Here is a 20830-nt window from a genome sequence, read left to right as displayed (position 1 = left end):
TTTCGACGTGGATGTGCCGGTGCTGGCTCGCCCCGGTAGATGGTTGCTAGCACTGCAATTGCAAAGCGGCAATTAAAACAATGTCGGGAAAGGCGCGTTAACCATACCTGCGTTTTCGGTCTGGACCGCCGGGGGTGGGGCGGGGCATAGGTCGTGGCAGATGGAGAGCCGGGGCGTAATCATAGCGGTGTTTGCAGCGCCAGTGCTGGCTGCTGCGGCGATGTGGGCGGCGTTCTCGACTGGCGTCGCCTCGATCGAACCACGCTATGTGATCCGGCTGACGATGCCCGAGAGTGGCGGGCGCATCGGCTTGCCCAAGGTCGAAGGGCCGCCCGATGCGGGGCGTCCGCTGGTGGTGATCGATGCGGGGCATGGCGGGCACGATCCCGGGGCAAGCGGCGCCGCGGGGGAGCGGGAGAAGGACCTGACGCTCCTGCTGGCGCAGAGTTTGCGCGATGCCTTGCTGGCCGAGGGGCGGGTTCGCGTGGCGATGACGCGCGATACGGACCGGTTCCTGGTGCTGGAAGAACGCGCTGATATCGCGCACCGGCTGGGCGCGGACCTGTTCGTTTCCGTTCATGCCGATGCGGCGCAGAGCGAGACGGCACAAGGGGCTACGGTTTATACACTGTCGGACAAGGCGTCGGACGCGGTGGCAGGCGCGCTGGCGGCGCGGGAGAACAAGGCGGATACCGTCAACGGAGTGAAGCTCGACGGGCAGGGGGCAGCGGTTTCATCGATCCTGGTCGATCTGGCGCGGCGCGAGATGCGCGAGCGGTCGGTGCGGTTCGGCGAACTGGTGGTGCGCGAGGGCCAACAGGCGCTGCGTTTTCACGAGACACCGCGCAGGGAGGCGGCGTTCGTGGTGCTCAAATCGCTCGACCTGCCTTCGGCACTGATCGAGGCGGGCTATATCAGCAATGCCGAGGATGCGCGGGCTATGCGTGATCCGGCGTGGCGGCGGGTGTTTGCAGCGTCTGTGGCGCGGGCGATCGAGATATTCCTGGCCGAGGCACAGGTCCCTGCGGCGGCGGAGAATGCGGCGCTTCGGTGAGTGGAGAAGGTTCGCTCTGGCTTGCCACGGCGCGGGCGTGCTAGAGGCGCTGCAACATGGCTGAAGAGACGTCCCAGCAATCCCGGTTCAAGCTCATCCGCGACGAAGGTCGTGCTCGGTGGCGGACCGCGTCCTCATGGTATCGCGCGAAGTGGGGCGCCAGCCGCCGGTTCCGGGTGCTGAACTATCTGGTCGGGGCGTTGCTCGTCGGCTGGTTCGTGCTGTGGGTAACCGTTATCCGCACGATGCCTTCGGCGGACATGCTGCTGACCTATCAGCCGCCTCTGCCGACGATGGTGCGCGGCAACGATGGCGAGATCGTATCGAGCTATGCCCGCGAGCGCCGCGTGCAGTTGCGCTTCGTCGATTTTCCCGAACCGCTGATCAACGCGTTTCTTTCGGCCGAAGACAAGACGTTCTGGACGCATGGCGGGATCGATTATCTCGGTTTTGCGGGGGCCGTGGTCGATTATGCGAGGAAGGCTGGCTCGGACGAGCGGGCCAAGGGTGGTTCGACCATCACGCAGCAGGTGGCGAAGAATATCCTGCTGGGTGACGAGTATTCGATCACGCGCAAGCTCAAGGAAATGGTGCTGGCGCGCAGGATCGAGGGCGTGCTGGACAAGCAGCAGATCCTTGAGCTGTACCTCAACGAAATTCCGCTGGGACGGCAGAGCTTTGGCGTGCAGGCGGCATCGCGTGCCTATTTCGACAAGGACGTGGGCGATCTGCAGCTGCATGAGGCAGCGTTCCTCGCGATCCTGCCCAAGGCGCCCGAACGCTATGGCCGCGCCAAGTACGAGGGCATGGCGATTGCCCGGCGCAACTGGGTGCTCGACCAGATGGTCAAGAACGGCTGGGCAACGCCGCAGGCCGCCGCTGCCGCAAAGGCGATGCCGCTGGGTCTCAAGCCGCGCCGGGCGGAGAACTACACGGCGGATGCGGGGTATTTCCTCGAGGAAGTGCGCCGCCAGCTGATCGAGAAGTTTGGCGAGAAGGCCGAGGACGGACCGCACAGCGTGTATGCAGGCGGGCTGTGGGTGCGCACCTCGCTCGACACGCAGTTGCAGACGGCTTCGCAGAACGCGCTGCGGGCGGCGCTTTTGCGCTATTCGGGCGGACGCGCTTGGCACGGGCCAATCGCGCGGGTCGATGTGGATGGCGACCGGTGGCAGACCGAGCTGATCACCAGCAACATATCGATCAATTACCAGAACTGGCGCATCGGCGTGCTGCTTTCGCGCAGCGGGTCGAGCGGACAGGTGGGCTTTGCCGATGGCAAGACCGCGAGCCTGATCGGTTTGCCGGACAAGATCCGTCCGGGAGACGTGACGGCAGTGGCGCCGGTCAACGGATCTACCTACGCGGTGCGCACGGTGCCCGAGGTTTCGGGCGGCATGGTGGTGGAAGACCCGCAGAACGGACGCGTGCTGGCGATGCAGGGCGGGTTCGATGCGCGGCTTGGGTCGTTCAATCGCGCGACGCAGGCCAACCGCCAGCCGGGTTCGACGATCAAGCCCTTCGTCTATGCGACGGGCCTCGACAACGGGATGACCCCGGCCTCGATGGTCGTCGACGGGCCGTTCTGCGTGTATCAGGGCGCGGCGCTGGGCGAGAAGTGCTTCCGCAACTTCAACAACGAAGGCGGCGCCGGCAGCCACACGATGCGTTGGGGCCTTGAGCAATCGCGCAACCTGATGACCGTGCGGATCGCCAACGATACCGGCATGGACCGGGTGGTGCGCACGATCAAGGCGGTGGGCATCGGCGAATACGAGCCGTACCTGTCGATGGCGCTGGGCGCAGGCGATACGACCGTGATGAAGATGGTCAACGCCTATGCGGCACTGGCCAATCAGGGCCGCCAGCACAGTCCGAGCCTGATCGACTACGTGCAGGACCGCAACGGCAAGGTGATCTGGCGCTCGGACAACCGGCGCTGCGATGGCTGCTCGATGCCGCAGTGGGACGGCAAGCCGATGCCGCGCCTGAAGGCAACGGGCAAGCAGGTTATGGACGCGCGCACGGCCTATCAGGTGGTGCATATGCTCGAAGGCGTGGTGGTGCGGGGCACGGCGGTGACGCTGCGCGACCTGAACCTGCCGCTGTTCGGCAAGACGGGCACGACCTCCGGGCCGACCAATGTGTGGTTCGTCGGCGGATCGCCCGATATCATCGCGGGGGTCTATATCGGGTATGACCAGCCGCGCAGCCTTGGCGGCTATGCACAGGGCGGACGGATCGCCGCGCCGGTGTTCAAGCAACTGGTGCAGGAAACGCGCTCGCGCTGGAAGGACATTCCCTTTGCCGCGCCAGAAGGCGTGCGCATGGTCAAGATCGACCGTGTTTCGGGCAAGCGCGTGTTCGGCGGAACGCCAGAGGACGACGTGGCCAAGGCATCGGTCATCTGGGAAGCGTTCAAGCCCGACACCGAGCCGCGGCGCACGGCGCGCGAGGGCGAGGTGAGCGCCAAGCAGGCGGTCGTTGACGCACTGCGCAGGGCGCGCGCGGCGCGCGGCATTCCTGCAGGCGGCGAAGAGGATGCGCCGGTCGAGCAGGACTTTCTGGAGGAGCAGGGCGGGATCTATTGATCCTGCCTATTCCGGCCTGCCCTCAAAGGCATTGGCGGGATGTCCTTTCGTCTGGTAGCGTACCGCGCATGAAGCTCCGCAACCTTGCCGCTGCCGCAGCAGCCTTCGCCTTTGTCGCCTCCGCTCCGGCATCTGCCGAACTCACGGCCGGTGCGCGCGCGCCCGACTTTGCCGCCAAGGGTGCGCTGGCTGGCAAGCCGTTCTCGTTCAGCCTGAAGGAGGCGCTGAAGAAGGGGCCGGTGGTCCTGTACTTCTATCCCAAGGCCTTCACGCAAGGCTGCACGCTGGAAGCCCACGCCTTTGCCGAGGCCAGCGACGACTTCAAGGCGGCTGGCGCGACGGTGATCGGCATGTCGAACGACAAGATCGAGACGCTGCAGAAGTTCTCGACCGAAGCCTGCCGTGACAAGTTTGCCGTGGCCGCCGCGACGCCGCAGGTGATCAAGTCCTATGACGTCGCGCTCAAGGCCGTGGGTATTCCGACCGGGCTGACCAAGCGCACCAGCTATGTCATCGCGCGCGATGGCAAGATCGTCATGGTCCACTCCGAAATGGACTATCGCGACCATGTGAAGCTGACGCTGGCCGCCGTGCGCAAGCTCGCCGGAGCGCGCTGAACGCAGAAGCAAGACACGCTTGGGCTTTACATGCCTGCCCGCTTCGCTAAGCGGCGCAGTTCGTTTTGCGTTTGACCGGAGTTGTTTCCATGCGTGCCGAGGGGCAGGCCCATATCGACCGCATCAATGCCGCGCTGGCACTGGTGCGAAAGTTCCTCGACTGGGACCGCGCCGTGCGCCGTCTGGACGAGCTGAACGCGCGCGTCGAGGACCCCAAGCTGTGGGATGATCCCAAGAAGGCCGAAGAGGTGATGCGCGAGCGCCGTCGCCTTGAAGCCTCGATCGGGACGGTGAACGAGATCGGTCAGGAAATGGCCGATGCGATCGAGTTCATCGAGCTTGGCGAAATGGAAGACGACGAGGCCACGGTGAACGAGGGCCTGGCCACGCTTGCCGCGCTGGCGGACCGTGCCGACAACGACAAGGTGCAGGCGCTGCTGGCCGGTGAAGCCGATGCCAACAACTGCTTCCTTGAAGTTCACGCGGGCGCCGGGGGCACCGAAAGCCAGGACTGGGCGGAAATGCTCCAGCGCATGTACACACGCTGGGCCGAACGCCATGGCTACAAGGTCGATCTGGTCGACTATCACGCGGGCGAAGCTGCCGGGATCAAGAGCGCGACGCTGCTGATCAAGGGCGAGAACGCCTATGGCTATGCCAAGACCGAGAGCGGCGTGCATCGCCTCGTCCGCATTAGCCCCTACGACAGCTCGGCGCGGCGGCACACCTCGTTCAGCTCGGTCTGGGTCTATCCCGAGATTGATGACAACATCGAGGTCGAGATCAATCCGGCCGACCTGAAGATCGATACCTATCGTGCTTCGGGTGCTGGCGGCCAGCACGTCAACACCACCGATTCGGCGGTGCGCATCACCCACGTGCCCACCGGGATCATCGTGGCGAGCCAGAACGACCGCAGCCAGCACAAGAACCGCGCAACCGCGATGGGCATGTTGAAGGCGCGCATCTACGAGGCGGAACTGGCCAAGCGCGAAGCTGCCGCGAGCGGCGAGTATCAGGCCAAGACCGAGATCGGCTGGGGCCACCAGATCCGCTCCTACGTGCTGCAGCCCTACCAGCAGGTGAAGGATCTGCGCACCGGCGTGGTCTCGACCAATCCCACCGAAGTGCTCGACGGGGCGCTCGATCCGTTCATGGCAGCGGCGCTGTCGCAGAAGGTGACGGGCGAGAAGGTTGCGGTGGAGGACGACGACTGATGGGCCGGGCTTCGGCCCATGCCAAGGTTGCCGTGGCCGTTCTGGCCCTTTTCGGCGTTGCTGCTTGCCAGCCAAAGGTTGAAGACAAGCGCGCCGAAACCGCGCGCGCGTTTCCGCTCGCCGATCGCCCTGTTTCCAAAGTCGTCAGCAGCCAGTTCTCGACCGAGGCCGACCGCGACCGGCAGGGCGAGGCGAACATGGTGATGGACCTTGCCGGGGTGAAGCCGGGCATGAGCGTGGCCGACATCGGCGCGGGCGAGGGCTACTACACGGTGCGCCTTGCCGAGCGGGTGGGGCCAGGCGGGCGCGTCCTGGCGCAGGATATCGATGGCGATGCGCTTCGGAGGTTGGGCTCTCGCGTCGAGAAGGATCGGCTGGACAACGTCTCGATCAAGCCGGGGGCGGAGGACGACCCGAGGCTGCCCGAGCGCAGCTTTGACCGCATCTTCATGGTCCATATGTATCACGAGGTGACCGAGCCATATGCCTTTCTGTGGCGGGTGTGGCCGGCGCTCAAGCCTGGAGGTCGGGTAGTGGTGGTCGACGTCGACCGCTGGACCGACAAGCATGGCATTCCTCCGGCGCTGCTGATCTGCGAACTGGAGGCGGTGGGCTTTCGCTTGGATGAATTTCACCGTAAACCGGAAATTGCCGGATATTACGCCCAGTTTACGGCCGCAGAGACGCGGCCCGAGCCGGGCAGTATCAGGCCATGCCGCCTCAAAGCGGCCAAGGGTGCGAGCGCGACAAGCGCGTTGAAAGGAAATTGATGTCTGCGTTCAAGGGGTTGAAGCCGATTCTCTATGGTGGCCGTGAAGTTTGGCCACTGGTCGAGGGCGGCAAGGGTGTGGCGGCAACGAACCACATGAGTTCGGGTGCCTGGGCCGCAGCCGGCGGTATCGGGACGGTCAGCGCGGTCAATGCCGACAGCTACGACGCCGAAGGCAAGATCATTCCACAGATTTATGATGCGCTGACCCGCAAGGAGCGGCACGAGCAACTGATCCAGTACGCCATCGATGGCGCTGTCGAACAGGTGAAGCGCGCCTACGACATCTCGGGCGGCAAGGGCGCGATCAACATCAACGTGCTGTGGGAAATGGGCGGGGCGCAAGCCGTGCTCGAAGGCGTGCTGGAAAAGACGCGCGGACTGGTGACGGGCGTGACCTGCGGCGCGGGGATGCCGTACAAGCTTTCCGAGATCGCGGCGCGGTTCAACGTGAACTACCTGCCTATCGTTTCTTCAGGCCGCGCCTTCCGGGCGCTTTGGAAGCGCGCCTATCACAAGGTTTCGCACCTGCTGGCAGCAGTGGTCTATGAAGACCCGTGGCTGGCGGGCGGGCACAATGGCTTGTCGAACGCGGAAGATCCCAAGAAGCCGGAAGATCCCTATCCCCGCGTCAAGGCGCTGCGCGACGTGATGCGCGCCGAGGGCGTTTCGGATGACGTGCCGATCGTGATGGCGGGCGGCGTGTGGTTCCTGCGCGAGTGGAACGACTGGATCGACAATCCCGAGCTGGGCGCAATCGCCTTCCAGTTCGGAACGCGGCCGCTGCTGACCGAGGAAAGCCCGATCCCGCAGGGGTGGAAGGACCACCTGCGTACCCTCGAGCCGGGTGACGTGCTGCTGCACCGGTTTTCGCCGACGGGGTTCTATTCCTCGGCAGTGCGCAATCCGTTCCTGCGCGCGCTCGAGGCGCGTTCGGAGCGGCAGATTCCGTATTCGCGCGTGGCGGCGGGCGAGCATACCGCGCAACTCGATGTCGGCGTGCGCGGCAAGAACTTCTGGGTTACGCCAAACGATCTGGCGCGTGCCCGCGAATGGTATGGTGCCGGGTTTGTTCATGCGCTGCGCACGCCCGATGACACGATGGTGTTCGTGACGCCGCAGGAGCGCGAGGAGATCCAGCAGGACCAGAAGGACTGCATGGGCTGCCTGTCGCACTGCGGGTTCTCGTCATGGAAGGACCATGACGACTACACCACGGGGCGCCTCGCCGATCCGCGCAGCTTCTGCATTCAGAAGACGCTGCAGGACATCGCGCATGGCGGGGACATCGACAAGAACCTGATGTTTGCAGGCCACGCGGCGTACCGCTTCAAGCAGGACCCGTTCTATTCCAACAACTTCACGCCGACGGTGAAGCAGCTGGTCGACCGTATCCTTACGGGCGACTGACGGCTGCGACAGGCTCGGAAACTTCGGCGGGGGCGCGGACGCGCTCCTCGCCGGGCTTGCGGAAGTGCTGGTCCAGCATGCGCTCCAGAACGAACATGCGCACGGCCAGCGCGGCATCGTCTGCAGACAATGCATTGCCAGCTCTCGCAAGCGCATCAAACCGGGCGCGGGCCTGCCGGAAGGTCTCGCCCGGATGCATAACACTCTCCACACGCTGGCGTAGAGCAAGGGTTGCCGAAATCAGCTCGAGCGCTTCGGCCTCTGTGCATTCGCCTGCAGCTGCACGATCCTGAAGTCGGCAGAAGTAACTTGAGCAGACTTTGGGACGCCATTTGTCGTAGATCGTGCAGGCTTTGCCATCGAGATAATGACAGGGGAGCGCGAAACCTTCGCCGCCAGTGGCTGGGCTGCACGTGGTAAAACCGGCACTTGCCGCTGCGGTGACCTCGTTGGTATCGAGTTGAGCATCGTCGTAAACTGTACCGTTGCAACACATGCCGCAGGAAAGGCACAACCTGCTTGCAAGTGAGATAGTGCTGTCCGCCGTTGCCATTGGCGCAGGATAGAAAAATGAACCCGAGCGGGCTATATGTTGAACGTTAACTCAGTGCCTTTCAAATCGCTAATACGTACTGACCAACTATTGTTCGCAGATGCGAAAGCTCTGAAGGTATCAGCGGTCCATGCTACGACGCGCCATCAGGCGGTCGCGATCGCCGAGCCGAAATTCGGCGTCCAGAAAGCGCTCAAGGACAAATAGCCGCACGGCGAAGGTGGCTTCCGCAGGGTCGAGTTGGCCACGCTTGGCAGAAATGGTTTCCAGGTATTGGCGGGCGTGTGAACGAGGAATGTCATTTGGCAGTTGAGCCGACATCGCATCGCGCAAATCCTGCGCTTTGGCGATCAGTGCGAGTGCTTCGTCCTCGGTGATTTCTCCTGAACCCGCGCGCGCCTGGACGCGGCAGAAGTAATCGCCGCAAACCGAAGGCCGCCAATCTCGGTAGCGTGTGCAGGCCCGGCCTTCGAGGTAATGACACGGGAGCTCGAATGCAGAGTAGCCGTTTTCGGTGCGGATGGTGGTGAAACCGAGCGCCATTGCCTGCGCGAGCTCATCCTCGCGGGCGACGGCGTGGGGATAGACCGTGCTGTCGCAACAAAGCCCGCAGGCGAGGCAGAGCTTGCTCGCGAGGGAAAGAGGTTCTGTACCGGCTGCCATGATCCAAAATTACAGTACGGCAGTGCAGCAATCTATCGGTCGGAAGTTAATGCCATGGCAAAATTACGTTAGCAGTTAATCGCACTTTAGTTAGCAAATAGCTTGGCAATCCTATGGGCTTGCGCTTGCTTTCGCGCTGCTGCGGGAAAACATGGCTTTGCCGGGACTGCGAAAGTAGCGATCGAGCAGGAGATCGAAAGCGGTCAATCGCAGAAGGAATGCCGTGTGCGCTGCAGCGAGGGCAGGGTCGGCGGCAATCTTCTGGCGACGCTCGCGTGCCTGGTTGAGCGTCTCGCCGTCGAGCAGGTACGGTTTGATCTGCTCACGCGCTCGAAGCATCTCGGATACGCGTCGGAAGGCTTCGGTGCTTTCGACTTCGCCCTTGCGCAGGGCCTTGAGCGTCTTGCAGCGGAAGGTGCGGCACGTGCCGGGACGCCGCTCGTAGACCTGGCAGCGCTGTTCGATCGAGTGCGGGCAGGGCTGGTAGAAGATCGCGTCGTCCGTGCGCGATTCCAGCGTGAAGAGATCGCCAAGCCGTGCTTCTTCGTCCTTGGTGATCTCGACAAACGAGAACATTGTGCCGTCACAGCAGGCGGCACAGCCGGTGCACAGGTCCTGCTCGAGCAGGGGAGGATCGGCTTCGGCCATGCTGGTCATGGCTGGAGCTTATGGACCAACATGCTGCAGCGCAAGGTGCGCCCTCTGGCGGGCGCACCTTGGCGGCGTACGGTTCAGTCGAATTCCCAGGCGCGTTCGCCGTGACTGGTGATGTCGAGGCCTTCGCGTTCTTCGTCCTCGGTCACGCGCATCGGGATGACCATCGATACCATCAACGCACAGACGACAGTGGCAAAGGCGCTCCACAGTGCAACGATGCCGACGCCCGCGACTTGCGCGACGATCTGGCGAGCCAGGTTCATGCCGTCGGCAAAGCCGGTGCCGCCGAAGGAAGGCGCGATGAAGATGGCAAGCAGGACCGAGCCGAGCATGCCGCCGACGCCGTGGACGGCGAAGACGTCGAGCGAATCGTCGATCTCGAGGCGCTGCTTGACCAGCTGGATCATCGGATAGCACACGACCGCCGCGAGAGCGCCGAACACCATGGCCGATCCAGGCGCGATGAAGCCTGCAGCCGGGGTGACGGTGGCGAGGCCAGCGACTGCGCCGGTGGCAAAGCCGACCGAAGTGGGCTTGCCGACGCTCATCTTTTCGATGCCGAGCCAGACCAACGCAGCAACGCAAGCAGCGATATGGGTGTTGATGATCGCCGAGGCGGCATCATCGTTGGCCGCAAGTGCGGAGCCGCCATTGAAGCCGAACCAGCCCACCCAGAGCAGCGCGGCACCGGCCATGGTCAGCGCGGGGCTGTGCGGCAGCATGAGCGTCTTGGGAAAGCCTGAGCGCTTGCCAAGCAGCATGGCAACGACCAGCGCCGAGATGCCGGCCGTTGTGTGGACGACGATGCCGCCAGCAAAGTCGAGCGTGCCGAAACGGGTGGCCAGCCAGCCGCCGCCCCAGATCCAGTGCGCGACCGGTGCATAGACCAGCAGGCCCCACAGCGCCGAGAAGGCGACAACCCAGCCGAAGCGCGCGCGATCGATCCACGCGCCGACCATGAGCGCAGGCGTGATCAGGGCAAAGCACATCTGGAACAGCGCAAATGCGCTTTCGGGGATGGCGGTGTTGGCGCGAACGTTGCCGAGATTGAGCAGCATCCAAGCGTTGCCACTGCCGAGCCAGCCGCCAGACACGTCGCCGAAAGCGAGCGTATAGCCGACCGCAACCCACAAAACCGAAGCAACAGCGGCAATCGCGCCGACCTGCACCAGCACAGCAAGAAAGCCCTTGGCGCGCACAAGGCCACCGTAGAACAGGGTCAACCCCGGCATGGCCATCATCAGCACGAAGGCGGAAGATACCAGAATCCAGGCCGTGTCGCCTGAATTGGCCGCGTCCTCGACGCTGACCGCACTTTGGGCATGGGCCAATGCCGGCAGCAACATTGCCCCGGCGGCGAGCGCAGTCGCCACAATCTTTCGCATGTACAGCTCTCCCCCTCGCACGGGGCAACCCGTGCCAGATACTCTCCGGGAGCGGCCTTAAAGCAACAATGCGGCAGCGCACAAGCATGGGCGCAAACGTTTGTTGTGCGAAATGCGACGAACGGGTTTGGAATCTGACCGCCGCAAGGCTTCAGACGAGACCCTCAAGCACCTGATCGGGCGGGCGGTGGCCGTCCGCCCAGAAGCGGATATTTGCGATGACCTTGTCGCCCGAAGCCTGCCGACCTTCGAATGTGGCACTGCCCATGTGCGGCAGGATCGCAACGTTGTGGTGCGCGAGCAGGCGGGCATCGACCTGTGGTTCGTGTTCGAAAACATCGAGGCCTGCGCCACCGATGCGTCCTTCGACGAGCGCCTGGATCAGTGCCTCTTCCTCGACCAGCGTGCCGCGCGCGGTGTTCACCAGATAGGCCTCGGGCTTCATCAGCGCGATGCGCCGCGCGTCGATCATGTGGTGCGTTTCAGGCGTGGCGGGGCAGTGCAGGGTGAGGATGTCGGCTTCGGCGACAAGGGTGTCGAGGTCGGGCTCAAAGCGGGCACCGAACATGGTTTCGAGCGCTTCGGGCAAGCGGTGGCGGCTGTGATAGACGACGTTGAGGCCGAAGGCGCGGGCGCGGTGGGCCACGGCCTGTCCGATGCGGCCCATGCCGACGATGGCCAGAGTCTTGCCGGCGATGCGGTGCCCGAGCATGGTCGAGGGGGCCCAGCCTTCCCATTTGCCCGCGCGCAACGTCCGTCCGCCATAGTTGAGGCGGCGTGCGACGGAGATGATCAGCGCGATGGTCATGTCGGCGGTATCGTCGGTGAACACGCCTGGGGTGTTGGTCACGATGATCTTGCGGGCGCGGGCGGCGGAAAGGTCGATGTGTTCGGTCCCGGCCCCGAAGTTTGCAATCAGGCCGAGTTGCGGGCCGGCTTCAGCGATCATCGCGGCGTCAATCCGGTCGGTCACCGTGGGAACGAGAACGTGTGCCGTCTGCATGGCCGCGACAAGCTGCTCGCGACTCATGGCGCGGTCGTCTGCGCTGAGCGTGACGTCGAACAATTCGCTCATGCGTGCTTCCGTCTCGGGCAGGAGACGGCGGGTGACGACGACGCGGGGAATGCCTTCGACGCGGCGGGTCGGGCGATAGTCGGCGGAACTGGGCATGGGGGAGAAGCTAGGCCTGCGGACCGCCACCGGTCAAGCGGTGCCAGGGTCCGGACGCAATCAGGGGTCATGATGGACGGTCGATAGTGGACAGGCGATAGTGGACAGGAGGCTATGCGGTGTTGCTCTTCGGCTACATTTTTGCGACGGCTGGCTTATGACCAAGAGTTACGCCCGGTTTCTTGCCGTCGTTAGTGCAATCCTCGTTTCCATGGCAATCGGCCCTGCCGGCACGCTCCATGCGCAGGAGGATGACGATGGCGTGCCGTACTGGGTCTCCACCCGCAAGGACACGGCCAACATGCGCGTCGGACCGGGGCGCGAATACCGCATCAACTGGACCTACACGCGCAAGGGCGTGCCGATGAAGGTGCTGCGCGTGATGGGCGGCTGGCGACTGGTAGAAGACCCGGATGGCGCGCGCGGCTGGGTGCTGCAGCAGTTCCTAAGCCGCGAACGCACGGGTATCGTGAAGGGCAGCATTACTGCGCTGCGCGAGAACAAGGACGGCACGGGGCGGCTACTGTGGCGCGTGGCGCCCGGCGTCATGGGCAGGATCGGCGATTGCAAGGCCGGATGGTGTGCGTTCGATGTCGACGGACGCAAAGGCTTTATCCGCGCCGGTGCGGTTTGGGGTGCAGGGCAGCCCTGACGATCGAGCGACATGGCTTGAAACGAAAAACCCCGGCCTTGCGACCGGGGTTTTCGTTTTTTGTGCGATGCGCTTGCCGTCAGACGAGTTCGACAGCCAATGCGGTTGCTTCGCCGCCGCCGATGCAGAGGCTGGCGACGCCCTTCTTGAGGCCGTGCTTCTTGAGCGCGGCGATCAGGGTGGTGACGATGCGGGTGCCCGAAGCTCCGATCGGGTGGCCCAGAGCGGTGGCGCCGCCGTGAACGTTGATCTTCTCGTGCGGGATGCCGAGATCGTGCATCGCGAACATGGCGACGCAGGCGAAGGCTTCGTTGACTTCGAACAGGTCAACATCGGCAATGGACCAGCCCGCCTTGTCGAGAACCTTCTTGATCGCACCGACCGGGGCGACAGTGAAGTCCTTGGGCTCCTGCGCGTGGGCGGCAAGGGCAATGACCTTGGCGACGGGCGTCAGGCCTGCAGCCTTGGCGACGCTTTCACGGGCGAGGACGACAGCAGCAGCACCGTCGGAGATCGACGACGAGGTGGCGGCGGTGATCGTGCCGTCCTTGGCGAAGGCGGGCTTGAGCGACGGGATCTTGTCAGGGCGGCCCTTGCCGGGGGCTTCGTCGGTATCGACGGTGACTTCGCCCGCGCGGGTCTTCACGGTGACCGGCGCGATCTCGTCCTTGAAAGTGCCATCGGCAACGGCCGTCTGAGCGCGGCGCAGCGATTCGACGGTGTAGGTGTCCTGCTGTTCGCGGGTCAGCTGGTAGGCGTTTGCGGTGTCCTGCGCGAAGGTGCCCATGGCGCGACCGGCTTCGTAGGCGTCTTCGAGGCCATCGAGGAACATGTGGTCGTAGGCGGTGTCATGGCCGATGCGGGCGCCCGAGCGGTGCTTCTTGAGCAGGTAGGGGGCGTTGGTCATCGATTCCATGCCACCGGCGACGACGACGTCGACGCTGCCCGAGGCGAGGGCTTCGGCACCCATGATGATCGTCTGCATGCCCGAGCCGCAGACCTTGTTCACCGTGGTCGCCTGCACCGACTTGGGCAGGCCAGCCTTGATCGCGGCCTGACGGGCAGGGGCCTGGCCGAGGCCTGCGGGCAGGACGCAGCCCATGTAGATGCGCTCGATGCTTTCGGGTGCGACGCCCGCGCGCTCGACAGCGGCCTTGACGGCGGTGGCGCCGAGATCGGTGGCGGCGACATCGGCGAGCGAGCCCTGCATCGCGCCCATCGGGGTGCGGGCGTAGGACAGGATGACAACGGGATCGGCGGACGAGAACTGTGCCATGGCTTGACTGTCCTTTGCGTTTGGCCCTTGTGTCCGGGCGCTGATGGGCGGGCTTGCAAGCGCCCGACTTTCCGCCGCTACATAGTGCTGCAGTGCAGCGAACGCAAATGGGGCATTGGTAGAACGGATGCTTGGAGCCGCATTTTCGCCGCCGTTGCCCGGAATTGCGCTGATAGGTGCATCCGTTCTGGGAGCGATTGTCGGCAGCTTCCTTGGCGCGGCGCTGGTGCGCTTGCCGGAAGGGCGCTCGGTGGTGACGGGGCGCTCGGCCTGCGACGGGTGCGGCAAGGCTTTGACGGTGGTGGAATTGGTGCCGGTCCTCTCGTGGCTGGCGCAGCGGGGCAAGTGCAGGGCCTGCGGGGCGCGGATCGGCGGATGGCAACTGGCCTGCGAGCTTGGCGGTGCGGCGGTGGGCATGGGCGCGGTGCTGGTGGCGCGTGAGGGGCTGGTGCTCGCGGCCATGTTGCTGGGCTGGCAACTGCTGCTGCTGGCATTGCTCGATCTGCGCCATCTGTGGCTGCCGCGCGCGCTTGTTGCTGTGCTGGCGGGGAGTGGTGCGCTGGTCGTGCTGGCGCGGGCGTGGTTCGCGCAGGATGTGGGGCCCGTGCAGATTGCTGCGGGGGGAGGTGCGCTCGGGTTCCTGATGCTGTGGCTGATCGCGCGATTCTATCTGAAGGCAAGGGGGCGTGAGGGCATGGGGTCGGGCGATCCGCCACTACTGGGTGCAATCGGGCTGTGGCTGGGACCTCTGGGCGTGGTCGAGACGATGCTTGGAGCGAGCATTCTGGGGATCGCGGCGGCTATTGTCATGCTTGTAAGCAAGCGTAAGATCGATGCCGAAACGGCACTGCCGCTGGGGACCTGCCTTGCCGCTACGGCATGGCCGCTGTTCCTGCTGCAGGGGCTGGGATGAGGCGATTCGGGGGGAGTCAGGAATGCTCAAGGAAACTGCGCGCGACGAGATGATGGCGGCGCTGGGCAAGCAGCGCGAGGCCTTCACGGCGGCGCGGCCGGAACCGCTCTCTACCCGGCACGACCGGCTTGAACGCTGCGCGCGGATGATGCTGGAGCATGGCGAGGACTTCGCGCGGGCGATGAGCGCCGATTTCGGCCATCGCAGCCACGAGCAGTCGATGCTGACCGACGTGATGCCCTCGATGAGCCTGATCCGCTATTCGCAGAAGCGGATGAAGGGGTGGAGCAAGCCGGAGAAGCGGCATGTGAACTTCCCGCTGAACCTTCTGGGGGCGCGGGCCGAGGTCCGTTACGAGCCCAAGGGCGTGATCGGGATCGTCGCTCCGTGGAACTTTCCGGTCGGGCTGACGATGGGGCCGCTGGCGCAGGCCTTTGCAGCGGGGAACCGTGCGATGCTCAAGCCCAGCGAGTTTACCGAGCGCACTTCGGAGCTGATGGCCGAGCTGTTCCCGAAGTTCTTTGGCGAGGATGAGGTGGCCGTGATTCTCGGAGGGCCGCAGACGGGCCAAGACTTCTGCTCGCTGCCCTTCGATCACCTGCTGTTCACCGGGGCGACCTCGATCGGCAAGCACGTGCTCCATGCGGCGGCGGACAATCTGGTGCCGGTGACGCTGGAACTGGGCGGCAAATCGCCGACGATCCTTGGGCGCAGCGCAGACGTTGCGAAGGCGGCGGAGCGGATCGCGCTGGGCAAGATGATGAACGCAGGCCAGATCTGCCTTGCGCCGGACTACATGCTCGTTCCCGAAGAACTGGAGCACAAGGCCATCGGCGCAGTGCAGGCGAGCGTGACGCAGATGTATCCGACGCTGCTGGCGAATGACGACTATACCTCGGTGATCAACCGGCGGCACCGTGACCGGCTGGTCGGGCTGGTGGATGATGCCGTGGCCAAGGGAGCCGAGGCCATCGTGGTCAATCCGGGGAACGAGAACTTCGAGGGATCGAATGGCAACAAGCTGCCGCTGACGATCCTCAGGAACGTGACCGACGACATGAAGGTCATGCAGGACGAGATTTTCGGGCCGGTGCTTCCGGTGAAAACCTATCGCTCGATCGATCAGGCCATCGACTATATCAACGCGCATGACCGGCCGCTGGGGCTCTATTACTTCGGCGAGGATTCAGGTGAGCGCGAGACGGTGCTGACGCGGACGATCTCGGGCGGGGTGACCGTCAACGATGTTATTTTTCATGTCTCGGCCGACGATCTGCCGTTCGGCGGGGTGGGGCCTTCGGGGATGGGGAGCTACCATGGCGTCGAGGGCTTCCGCTCGTTTAGCCATGCGCGCGCAGTCTACAGCCAGCCGAAGATCGATCTGGCCAAGATCGCAGGACTCAAGCCACCTTACGGCGCTGCGACGGCGCGGACGCTCAAGATGCAGCTGAAGTAAGCGACACATACGAATTCGCTCGGCTGCAACCCGGTGCCGGGTCGATCAGGTCTGGGCGAAAAGGAAGGGCAAATCCGCCCTTACCGCATTGCACACCACTTGCGCAGGCGCGCTGTCGGGACTAGGGCGCACCCGAACCTGCAGCTTCGCGAGTCAGCCCTTTGGTCGATCTGTCTCAATACCTGCCGATCCTGATCTTTCTCGGGATCGCCCTGGCACTTTCATCGGCGTTCGTGTTCCTTCCCATGGGCGTTTCGCGCCTGACGGGGGCTCACAATCCGAATGCCGAGAAGCTGAGCGAGTATGAATGCGGCTTTCCCGCGTTCGAAGATCCGCGCAGCCAGTTTGACGTGCGGTTCTATCTCGTCGCGATCCTGTTCATCATCTTCGATCTCGAAGCCGCGTTCCTGTTTCCCTGGGCGGTAAGCCTGAAGGAAACCGGTTGGGCCGGGTGGACGACCATGATGGTCTTCCTCGGCGAACTGGTGATCGGCTTCATCTATGCCTGGAAGAAGGGCGCGCTGGACTGGGAATGAGCAACATGGCCACGTCTCCCCTCATCACCGCAAATCAGGGTGCGGTTGCCGCGCCCGATCAGGCGTTTTTCGACAGCCTCAATGCCGAGGTCAACGACAAGGGCTTCCTCGTCACCAGCACCGAGGAACTGTTCCAGTGGGCCCGCACCGGCTCGCTGTGGTGGATGACCTTCGGGCTCGCCTGCTGCGCGGTCGAGATGATCCACGTCAACATGCCCCGCTACGACATGGAGCGCTTCGGCGTTGCCCCGCGCGCCTCTCCGCGCCAGTCGGACGTGATGATCGTGGCCGGCACGCTGTGCAACAAGATGGCCCCGGCGCTGCGCAAGGTCTACGACCAGATGTCGGACCCCAAGTATGTGATCTCGATGGGTTCGTGCGCCAACGGCGGCGGCTATTACCACTACAGCTATTCGGTGGTGCGCGGCTGCGATCGCATCGTGCCGGTGGACATCTATGTCCCCGGCTGCCCGCCGACCGCCGAAGCGCTGCTCTATGGCGTGATGCAGCTGCAGCGGAAGATCCGCCGCGCCGGCACGATCGAGCGCTGAGGAGCAAGGAACAATGACCGTTCTCCACTCCGCGCCGCGCTGGTCCTCGAACGAGGGCGTGAAGGATGCGCTGGCGGCTGCGCTCGGCGCGATGCTGGTTTCGGCTGACGAAGAGCATGGCGAAATCCTGTTGACCGTCGCGCGTGACAGCGTCGAGGGTGCCCTGCGCCTGCTGCGCGACCAGCACGAATACCAGCAGCTGATGGACATCGCGGGCGTCGACTATCCGCAGCGCGCCGAGCGCTTCGACGTCTGCTATTGCCTGCTTTCGGTGACGAAAAACCACCGCGTGATCGTGAAGGTTTCGACCGACGAGACGACGCCGGTGCCGACCGTGACGACGCTCTGGCCGAACGCCGGCTGGTATGAGCGGGAAGTCTACGACATGTTCGGCGTGCTGTTCGCGGGCAATCCGGACCTGCGCCGCATCCTGACCGACTACGGCTTCCAGGGTCACCCGTTCCGTAAGGACTTCCCGCTGACCGGCTATGTCGAGCTGCGCTATTCGGAAGAAGACAAGCGCGTGGTCTATGAGCCGGTGCAACTGGCGCAGGACCTTCGCCAGTTTGACTTCATGAGCCCGTGGGAAGGTGCCGACTACGTGCTGCCGGGTGACGAGAAGGCTGCAACGCCGCCGCCCGCACCTGCACCGGTGGCGACCAAGCCGGACACCAAGGGCGATCCTAAGGCCGACGTGCCGAAGACGACCGAGAGCAAGGCCGACACCGGCGCTGGCGATAAGGCCAACGACGCTGCCGCGAAGCCGGTTGCCGAAGCGGCGGCGCCTGCCGTGAGCAAGACCGACGAGCCTGCTGCGCCCGAGCCGACCGAAGATCGCCCGGCGAAGAAGCCGCGCGCGAAGAAGGTGGCCGACACCGAAGGCGCGACCGAACCGGCCGACAAGCCCAAGCGGACGCGCGCGAAGAAGACCGATGGAGAAGGCGCATGAGCCTGAGCCTCGAACAGTCGCCGACCACCGGCGACGAGGTCATCACCAACTACACGATCAACTTCGGGCCTCAGCACCCGGCAGCGCACGGCGTGCTGCGCATGGTGATGGAGCTTGACGGCGAGATCATCGAGCGCATCGATCCGCACGTCGGCCTGCTGCATCGCGGCACCGAGAAGCTGATCGAGCACAAGACCTACCTGCAGGCGCTGCCGTACTTTGATCGGCTCGACTACTGTTCGCCGCTCGGCATGGAGCACTCCTATGTGCTGGCGGTCGAAAAGCTGCTGAACATCGAGGTTCCGCTGCGGGCGCAGTACCTGCGCGTGTTGTTTGCCGAGCTGACCCGCATCTGCAACCACATGCTCAACCTCGGTTCGCACGTCATGGACGTCGGCGCGATGACGCCGAACCTGTGGCTGTTCGAAATCCGCGAGGACTGCCTCAACTTCTTCGAGCGCGCATCGGGCGCGCGCATGCACTCGGCTTGGTTCCGCCCCGGCGGCGTGCACCAGGACGTACCACTCAAGCTGCTGACCGACATGGCGGACTGGATCGACGAGCGTCTGTTCCCGCTGTTCGAGGACGCAATGAGCCTCGTTGTCGACAACCGCATCTTCAAGCAGCGCAATGTCGACATCGCTATCGTCTCCAAGGAAGACGCGCTGCGCTGGGGCTTCTCCGGCCCGATGATCCGTGGCTCGGGCATTCCGTGGGACCTGCGCAAGAGCCAGCCCTACGACGTATACGACCGCATGGACTTTGCCGTGCCCGTGGGCACAAATGGCGATTGCTATGATCGCTTCATGGTCCGCGTGGAAGAAGTGCGCCAGTCGGCCCGCATCATGCGCCAGTGCATTGCTGAAATGCCCGAAGGCCCCGTTGCCAGCACCGACCGCAAGGTTGTCCCGCCCAAGCGCGCCGAGATGAAGCAGTCGATGGAAGCGCTGATCCATCACTTCAAGCTCTACACCGAAGGCTTCCACGTTCCGGCGGGTGAAGTCTATGTCGCGACCGAGAGCCCCAAGGGCGAGTTCGGCGTCTATCTGATCTCGGACGGAAGCAACAAGCCGTACCGCTGCAAGATCCGCCCGACTGCGTTCAGCCACCTTCAGGCGATGGACTTCATGAGCGTCGGCCACATGCTGCCCGACGTGACCGCGATCATCGGCGCGATCGACGTGGTGTTCGGGGAGTGCGACCGGTGAGCAACCTCGAAACCGCCAAGGCCATGATTGCCGCCTACAACGCGCAGGACGTGGATACCTACGTCTCGTACATGACCGACGATGCCTGCGAGGCGAACTATCGCGGGGATGTGGTGCGTGAGGGCAAGGAGGGCACGCGTTCGGGCCTTGCCGCCGCGTTTGCGCGTTGGCCGCAGAACCATGCCGAGATCGTCGAGGCTCAGGCCATCGGCAACTACGTGCTGATGCGCGAGCATGTGACGCGCGGCCCCGCCACCGATGGTTCGGCACTGGTCGAGCCTTTCGACGTGATCGCAGTCTATTCTTTCGAGGGCGACAAGTGCTCTCGGGTGGAGTTTATCCGGTGAAGTCCACGTTTGACCTCATGCGCCTGTGGGCCATGCTGACGGGCCTCGCGCTCGCCGCATGGTACTTTGGCGAACTGTATCTTGGCGCGAAGGCGACCGAGACGCTGCCGATGCTGATCGCCGCCATCGGTGGGTTCGAGCTGTTCCACTATGCGCAGGACATCCTGATCAAGCGGGGGCGGAGCAATGGCTGATCGCTTTATCGAACCGGACAGCCCCGAACTGCGCGCCCGCTGGGGCGGCTTTGCGTGGACGCCCGAGAATGCCGAGCAGGCCAAGGTCATCGTCGCGCGCTATCCGGCGGGGCGTCAGCGCTCGGCAGTGATGCCGCTGCTCGATCTGGCGCAGCGTCAGGTGGGGGCTGAGCTTAACACGCAGGGCTGGCTGCCGATCCCGGTGATGGAATACGTGGCCAAGTACCTCGACATGCCGGTGATCCGCGTGGTCGAGGTGGCGACGTTCTATACGATGTACAACATCGCCCCGATCGGCCGCTTCCACGTGCAGGTCTGCGGCACCACGCCGTGCATGCTGCGCGGGTCGGACGACATCATGGCCGCCTGCAAGGGCAAGGGCCTGAAGAAGGGCCACACCACGGCGGACGGCATGTTCACGCTGACCGAAGTCGAGTGCATGGGCAACTGCGCCTCGGCCCCGATGGTCCAGATCAACGACGACAATTACGAAGACCTCACCGCCGCCGACATGGAGCGCATCCTTGACGAGCTGGCCGCGGGCAAGCAGCCGAAGACCGGCACGCAGCTGCCGGGGCGCCACACGGTGGAGCCGGCGGGGGCGCTCAGCAACCTGACGGCGATGGTTGACGCCAACCACGATTACCGAGGGGAGTGGTAA

22 protein-coding genes are annotated in these 20830 nt (G+C 64.3%); 16 read left to right on the top strand and 6 right to left on the bottom strand.

The window, feature by feature from the left end; translation table 11 throughout:
- Window positions 1–160: 160 nt before the first annotated feature.
- From ACZ1JW_RS17160 to ACZ1JW_RS17135, 6 genes are all read left to right on the top strand, one after another.
- Complete coding sequence (locus tag ACZ1JW_RS17160) at window positions 161–1054, top strand: N-acetylmuramoyl-L-alanine amidase family protein (RefSeq protein WP_465141445.1); 894 nt, start codon at window positions 161–163, stop codon at window positions 1052–1054.
- A 56-nt stretch (window positions 1055–1110) separates the two neighbouring features.
- Complete coding sequence (locus tag ACZ1JW_RS17155; RefSeq protein WP_465141444.1) at window positions 1111–3645, top strand: penicillin-binding protein 1A; 2535 nt, start codon at window positions 1111–1113, stop codon at window positions 3643–3645.
- 68 nt (window positions 3646–3713) lie between these two features.
- Complete coding sequence (locus ACZ1JW_RS17150; protein WP_465141443.1) at window positions 3714–4262, top strand: peroxiredoxin; 549 nt, start codon at window positions 3714–3716, stop codon at window positions 4260–4262.
- Between the two features lie 89 nt (window positions 4263–4351).
- Window positions 4352–5479: a peptide chain release factor 2 gene (prfB, locus tag ACZ1JW_RS17145; protein WP_144901370.1), complete on the top strand. Its 1128-nt coding sequence runs from the start codon at window positions 4352–4354 to the stop codon at window positions 5477–5479.
- The gene (locus ACZ1JW_RS17140) at window positions 5479–6249 is read left to right on the top strand and encodes a methyltransferase domain-containing protein (RefSeq protein WP_465125544.1); all 771 of its coding nucleotides are present in this window, start codon (window positions 5479–5481) and stop codon (window positions 6247–6249) included. The genes prfB and ACZ1JW_RS17140 overlap by 1 nt, the downstream gene beginning before the upstream one ends.
- Window positions 6249–7658 carry an NAD(P)H-dependent flavin oxidoreductase gene (locus ACZ1JW_RS17135; protein ID WP_465125545.1) on the top strand — a complete coding sequence of 470 codons (1410 nt, stop codon included), beginning with the start codon at window positions 6249–6251 and terminating at the stop codon, window positions 7656–7658. The genes ACZ1JW_RS17140 and ACZ1JW_RS17135 overlap by 1 nt, the downstream gene beginning before the upstream one ends.
- Here the strand turns inward: ACZ1JW_RS17135 and ACZ1JW_RS17130 are convergent.
- The 5 genes from ACZ1JW_RS17130 to ACZ1JW_RS17110 all read right to left on the bottom strand — a co-directional run bounded on the left by ACZ1JW_RS17130 (window position 7645) and on the right by ACZ1JW_RS17110 (window position 12087).
- Window positions 7645–8154 carry a hypothetical protein gene (locus tag ACZ1JW_RS17130; protein WP_465141442.1) on the bottom strand — a complete coding sequence of 170 codons (510 nt, stop codon included), beginning with the start codon at window positions 8152–8154 and terminating at the stop codon, window positions 7645–7647. The genes ACZ1JW_RS17135 and ACZ1JW_RS17130 overlap by 14 nt on opposite strands.
- A 177-nt stretch (window positions 8155–8331) precedes the next feature.
- Window positions 8332–8874, bottom strand: coding sequence for a hypothetical protein (locus ACZ1JW_RS17125; protein WP_465141441.1), 543 nt, complete (start codon window positions 8872–8874; stop codon window positions 8332–8334).
- A gap of 111 nt (window positions 8875–8985) precedes the next feature.
- A complete protein-coding gene (locus ACZ1JW_RS17120) occupies window positions 8986–9531 on the bottom strand; it encodes a YkgJ family cysteine cluster protein (protein WP_465141440.1) in 546 nt (181 codons plus the stop codon).
- A 74-nt stretch (window positions 9532–9605) separates the two neighbouring features.
- On the bottom strand, window positions 9606–10916 hold the full coding sequence (locus ACZ1JW_RS17115; RefSeq protein ID WP_465141439.1) for an ammonium transporter: 1311 nt from the start codon (window positions 10914–10916) through the stop codon (window positions 9606–9608).
- A 151-nt stretch (window positions 10917–11067) separates the two neighbouring features.
- Entirely contained in the window at window positions 11068–12087 is a 1020-nt protein-coding gene (locus tag ACZ1JW_RS17110; RefSeq protein WP_465141438.1) for a 2-hydroxyacid dehydrogenase, read from the bottom strand.
- Window positions 12088–12244: 157 nt separating this feature from the next.
- Here ACZ1JW_RS17110 and ACZ1JW_RS17105 point away from each other — a divergent pair, with 157 nt between their 5' ends.
- Entirely contained in the window at window positions 12245–12739 is a 495-nt protein-coding gene (locus ACZ1JW_RS17105) for an SH3 domain-containing protein (protein WP_465141437.1), read from the top strand.
- Between the two features lie 79 nt (window positions 12740–12818).
- On the opposite strand, the gene ACZ1JW_RS17100 is transcribed toward ACZ1JW_RS17105, so the two are convergent.
- Window positions 12819–14015 (bottom strand): acetyl-CoA C-acyltransferase, encoded by a 1197-nt coding sequence (locus tag ACZ1JW_RS17100; protein WP_465125553.1) that lies wholly within the window; start codon window positions 14013–14015, stop codon window positions 12819–12821.
- 154 nt (window positions 14016–14169) lie between these two features.
- On the opposite strand from ACZ1JW_RS17100, the gene ACZ1JW_RS17095 reads away from it, so the two are divergent.
- The 9 genes from ACZ1JW_RS17095 to ACZ1JW_RS17055 all read left to right on the top strand — a co-directional run bounded on the left by ACZ1JW_RS17095 (window position 14170) and on the right by ACZ1JW_RS17055 (window position 20830).
- Window positions 14170–14928: a prepilin peptidase gene (locus tag ACZ1JW_RS17095; RefSeq protein ID WP_465141436.1), complete on the top strand. Its 759-nt coding sequence runs from the start codon at window positions 14170–14172 to the stop codon at window positions 14926–14928.
- Window positions 14929–14950: 22 nt separating this feature from the next.
- Window positions 14951–16384 carry a coniferyl aldehyde dehydrogenase gene (locus tag ACZ1JW_RS17090; RefSeq protein ID WP_465141435.1) on the top strand — a complete coding sequence of 478 codons (1434 nt, stop codon included), beginning with the start codon at window positions 14951–14953 and terminating at the stop codon, window positions 16382–16384.
- 161 nt (window positions 16385–16545) lie between these two features.
- A complete protein-coding gene (locus ACZ1JW_RS17085; RefSeq protein ID WP_144901345.1) occupies window positions 16546–16920 on the top strand; it encodes an NADH-quinone oxidoreductase subunit A in 375 nt (124 codons plus the stop codon).
- Between the two features lie 5 nt (window positions 16921–16925).
- A complete protein-coding gene (locus ACZ1JW_RS17080; RefSeq protein WP_144901343.1) occupies window positions 16926–17471 on the top strand; it encodes a NuoB/complex I 20 kDa subunit family protein in 546 nt (181 codons plus the stop codon).
- Window positions 17472–17484: 13 nt separating this feature from the next.
- Window positions 17485–18420 carry an NADH-quinone oxidoreductase subunit C gene (locus tag ACZ1JW_RS17075; RefSeq protein ID WP_465141434.1) on the top strand — a complete coding sequence of 312 codons (936 nt, stop codon included), beginning with the start codon at window positions 17485–17487 and terminating at the stop codon, window positions 18418–18420.
- On the top strand, window positions 18417–19628 hold the full coding sequence (locus tag ACZ1JW_RS17070; RefSeq protein WP_465125557.1) for an NADH-quinone oxidoreductase subunit D: 1212 nt from the start codon (window positions 18417–18419) through the stop codon (window positions 19626–19628). The genes ACZ1JW_RS17075 and ACZ1JW_RS17070 overlap by 4 nt, the downstream gene beginning before the upstream one ends.
- Complete coding sequence (locus ACZ1JW_RS17065; RefSeq protein ID WP_196274640.1) at window positions 19625–19975, top strand: nuclear transport factor 2 family protein; 351 nt, start codon at window positions 19625–19627, stop codon at window positions 19973–19975. The genes ACZ1JW_RS17070 and ACZ1JW_RS17065 overlap by 4 nt, the downstream gene beginning before the upstream one ends.
- The gene (locus tag ACZ1JW_RS17060; RefSeq protein ID WP_465141433.1) at window positions 19972–20169 is read left to right on the top strand and encodes a hypothetical protein; all 198 of its coding nucleotides are present in this window, start codon (window positions 19972–19974) and stop codon (window positions 20167–20169) included. The genes ACZ1JW_RS17065 and ACZ1JW_RS17060 overlap by 4 nt, the downstream gene beginning before the upstream one ends.
- The gene (locus tag ACZ1JW_RS17055) at window positions 20162–20830 is read left to right on the top strand and encodes a complex I 24 kDa subunit family protein (RefSeq protein ID WP_465141432.1); all 669 of its coding nucleotides are present in this window, start codon (window positions 20162–20164) and stop codon (window positions 20828–20830) included. Before ACZ1JW_RS17060 ends, ACZ1JW_RS17055 begins: the two co-directional genes overlap by 8 nt.

The sequence above is a fragment of the Novosphingobium sp. BL-A-28-Hi1-0D genome (genome assembly GCF_055521755.1).
This window is presented reverse-complemented; position numbering and strand designations above follow the sequence as displayed.

Coding starts and splice junctions, on each gene's coding strand:
- ACZ1JW_RS17140 (WP_465125544.1), top strand. CDS start 5,479: ATGGGCCGGGCTTCGGCCCATGCCAAGGTTGCCGTGGCCGTTCTGGCC.
- ACZ1JW_RS17135 (WP_465125545.1), top strand. CDS start 6,249: ATGTCTGCGTTCAAGGGGTTGAAGCCGATTCTCTATGGTGGCCGTGAA.
- ACZ1JW_RS17160 (WP_465141445.1), top strand. CDS start 161: ATGGAGAGCCGGGGCGTAATCATAGCGGTGTTTGCAGCGCCAGTGCTG.
- ACZ1JW_RS17115 (WP_465141439.1), bottom strand. CDS start 10,916: ATGCGAAAGATTGTGGCGACTGCGCTCGCCGCCGGGGCAATGTTGCTG.
- ACZ1JW_RS17125 (WP_465141441.1), bottom strand. CDS start 8,874: ATGGCAGCCGGTACAGAACCTCTTTCCCTCGCGAGCAAGCTCTGCCTC.
- ACZ1JW_RS17075 (WP_465141434.1), top strand. CDS start 17,485: ATGACCGTTCTCCACTCCGCGCCGCGCTGGTCCTCGAACGAGGGCGTG.
- ACZ1JW_RS17155 (WP_465141444.1), top strand. CDS start 1,111: ATGGCTGAAGAGACGTCCCAGCAATCCCGGTTCAAGCTCATCCGCGAC.
- prfB (WP_144901370.1), top strand. CDS start 4,352: ATGCGTGCCGAGGGGCAGGCCCATATCGACCGCATCAATGCCGCGCTG.
- ACZ1JW_RS17150 (WP_465141443.1), top strand. CDS start 3,714: ATGAAGCTCCGCAACCTTGCCGCTGCCGCAGCAGCCTTCGCCTTTGTC.
- ACZ1JW_RS17090 (WP_465141435.1), top strand. CDS start 14,951: ATGCTCAAGGAAACTGCGCGCGACGAGATGATGGCGGCGCTGGGCAAG.
- ACZ1JW_RS17105 (WP_465141437.1), top strand. CDS start 12,245: ATGACCAAGAGTTACGCCCGGTTTCTTGCCGTCGTTAGTGCAATCCTC.
- ACZ1JW_RS17070 (WP_465125557.1), top strand. CDS start 18,417: ATGAGCCTGAGCCTCGAACAGTCGCCGACCACCGGCGACGAGGTCATC.
- ACZ1JW_RS17120 (WP_465141440.1), bottom strand. CDS start 9,531: ATGACCAGCATGGCCGAAGCCGATCCTCCCCTGCTCGAGCAGGACCTG.
- ACZ1JW_RS17080 (WP_144901343.1), top strand. CDS start 16,926: ATGGCCACGTCTCCCCTCATCACCGCAAATCAGGGTGCGGTTGCCGCG.
- ACZ1JW_RS17100 (WP_465125553.1), bottom strand. CDS start 14,015: ATGGCACAGTTCTCGTCCGCCGATCCCGTTGTCATCCTGTCCTACGCC.
- ACZ1JW_RS17110 (WP_465141438.1), bottom strand. CDS start 12,087: ATGCCCAGTTCCGCCGACTATCGCCCGACCCGCCGCGTCGAAGGCATT.
- ACZ1JW_RS17055 (WP_465141432.1), top strand. CDS start 20,162: ATGGCTGATCGCTTTATCGAACCGGACAGCCCCGAACTGCGCGCCCGC.
- ACZ1JW_RS17130 (WP_465141442.1), bottom strand. CDS start 8,154: ATGTGTTGCAACGGTACAGTTTACGACGATGCTCAACTCGATACCAAC.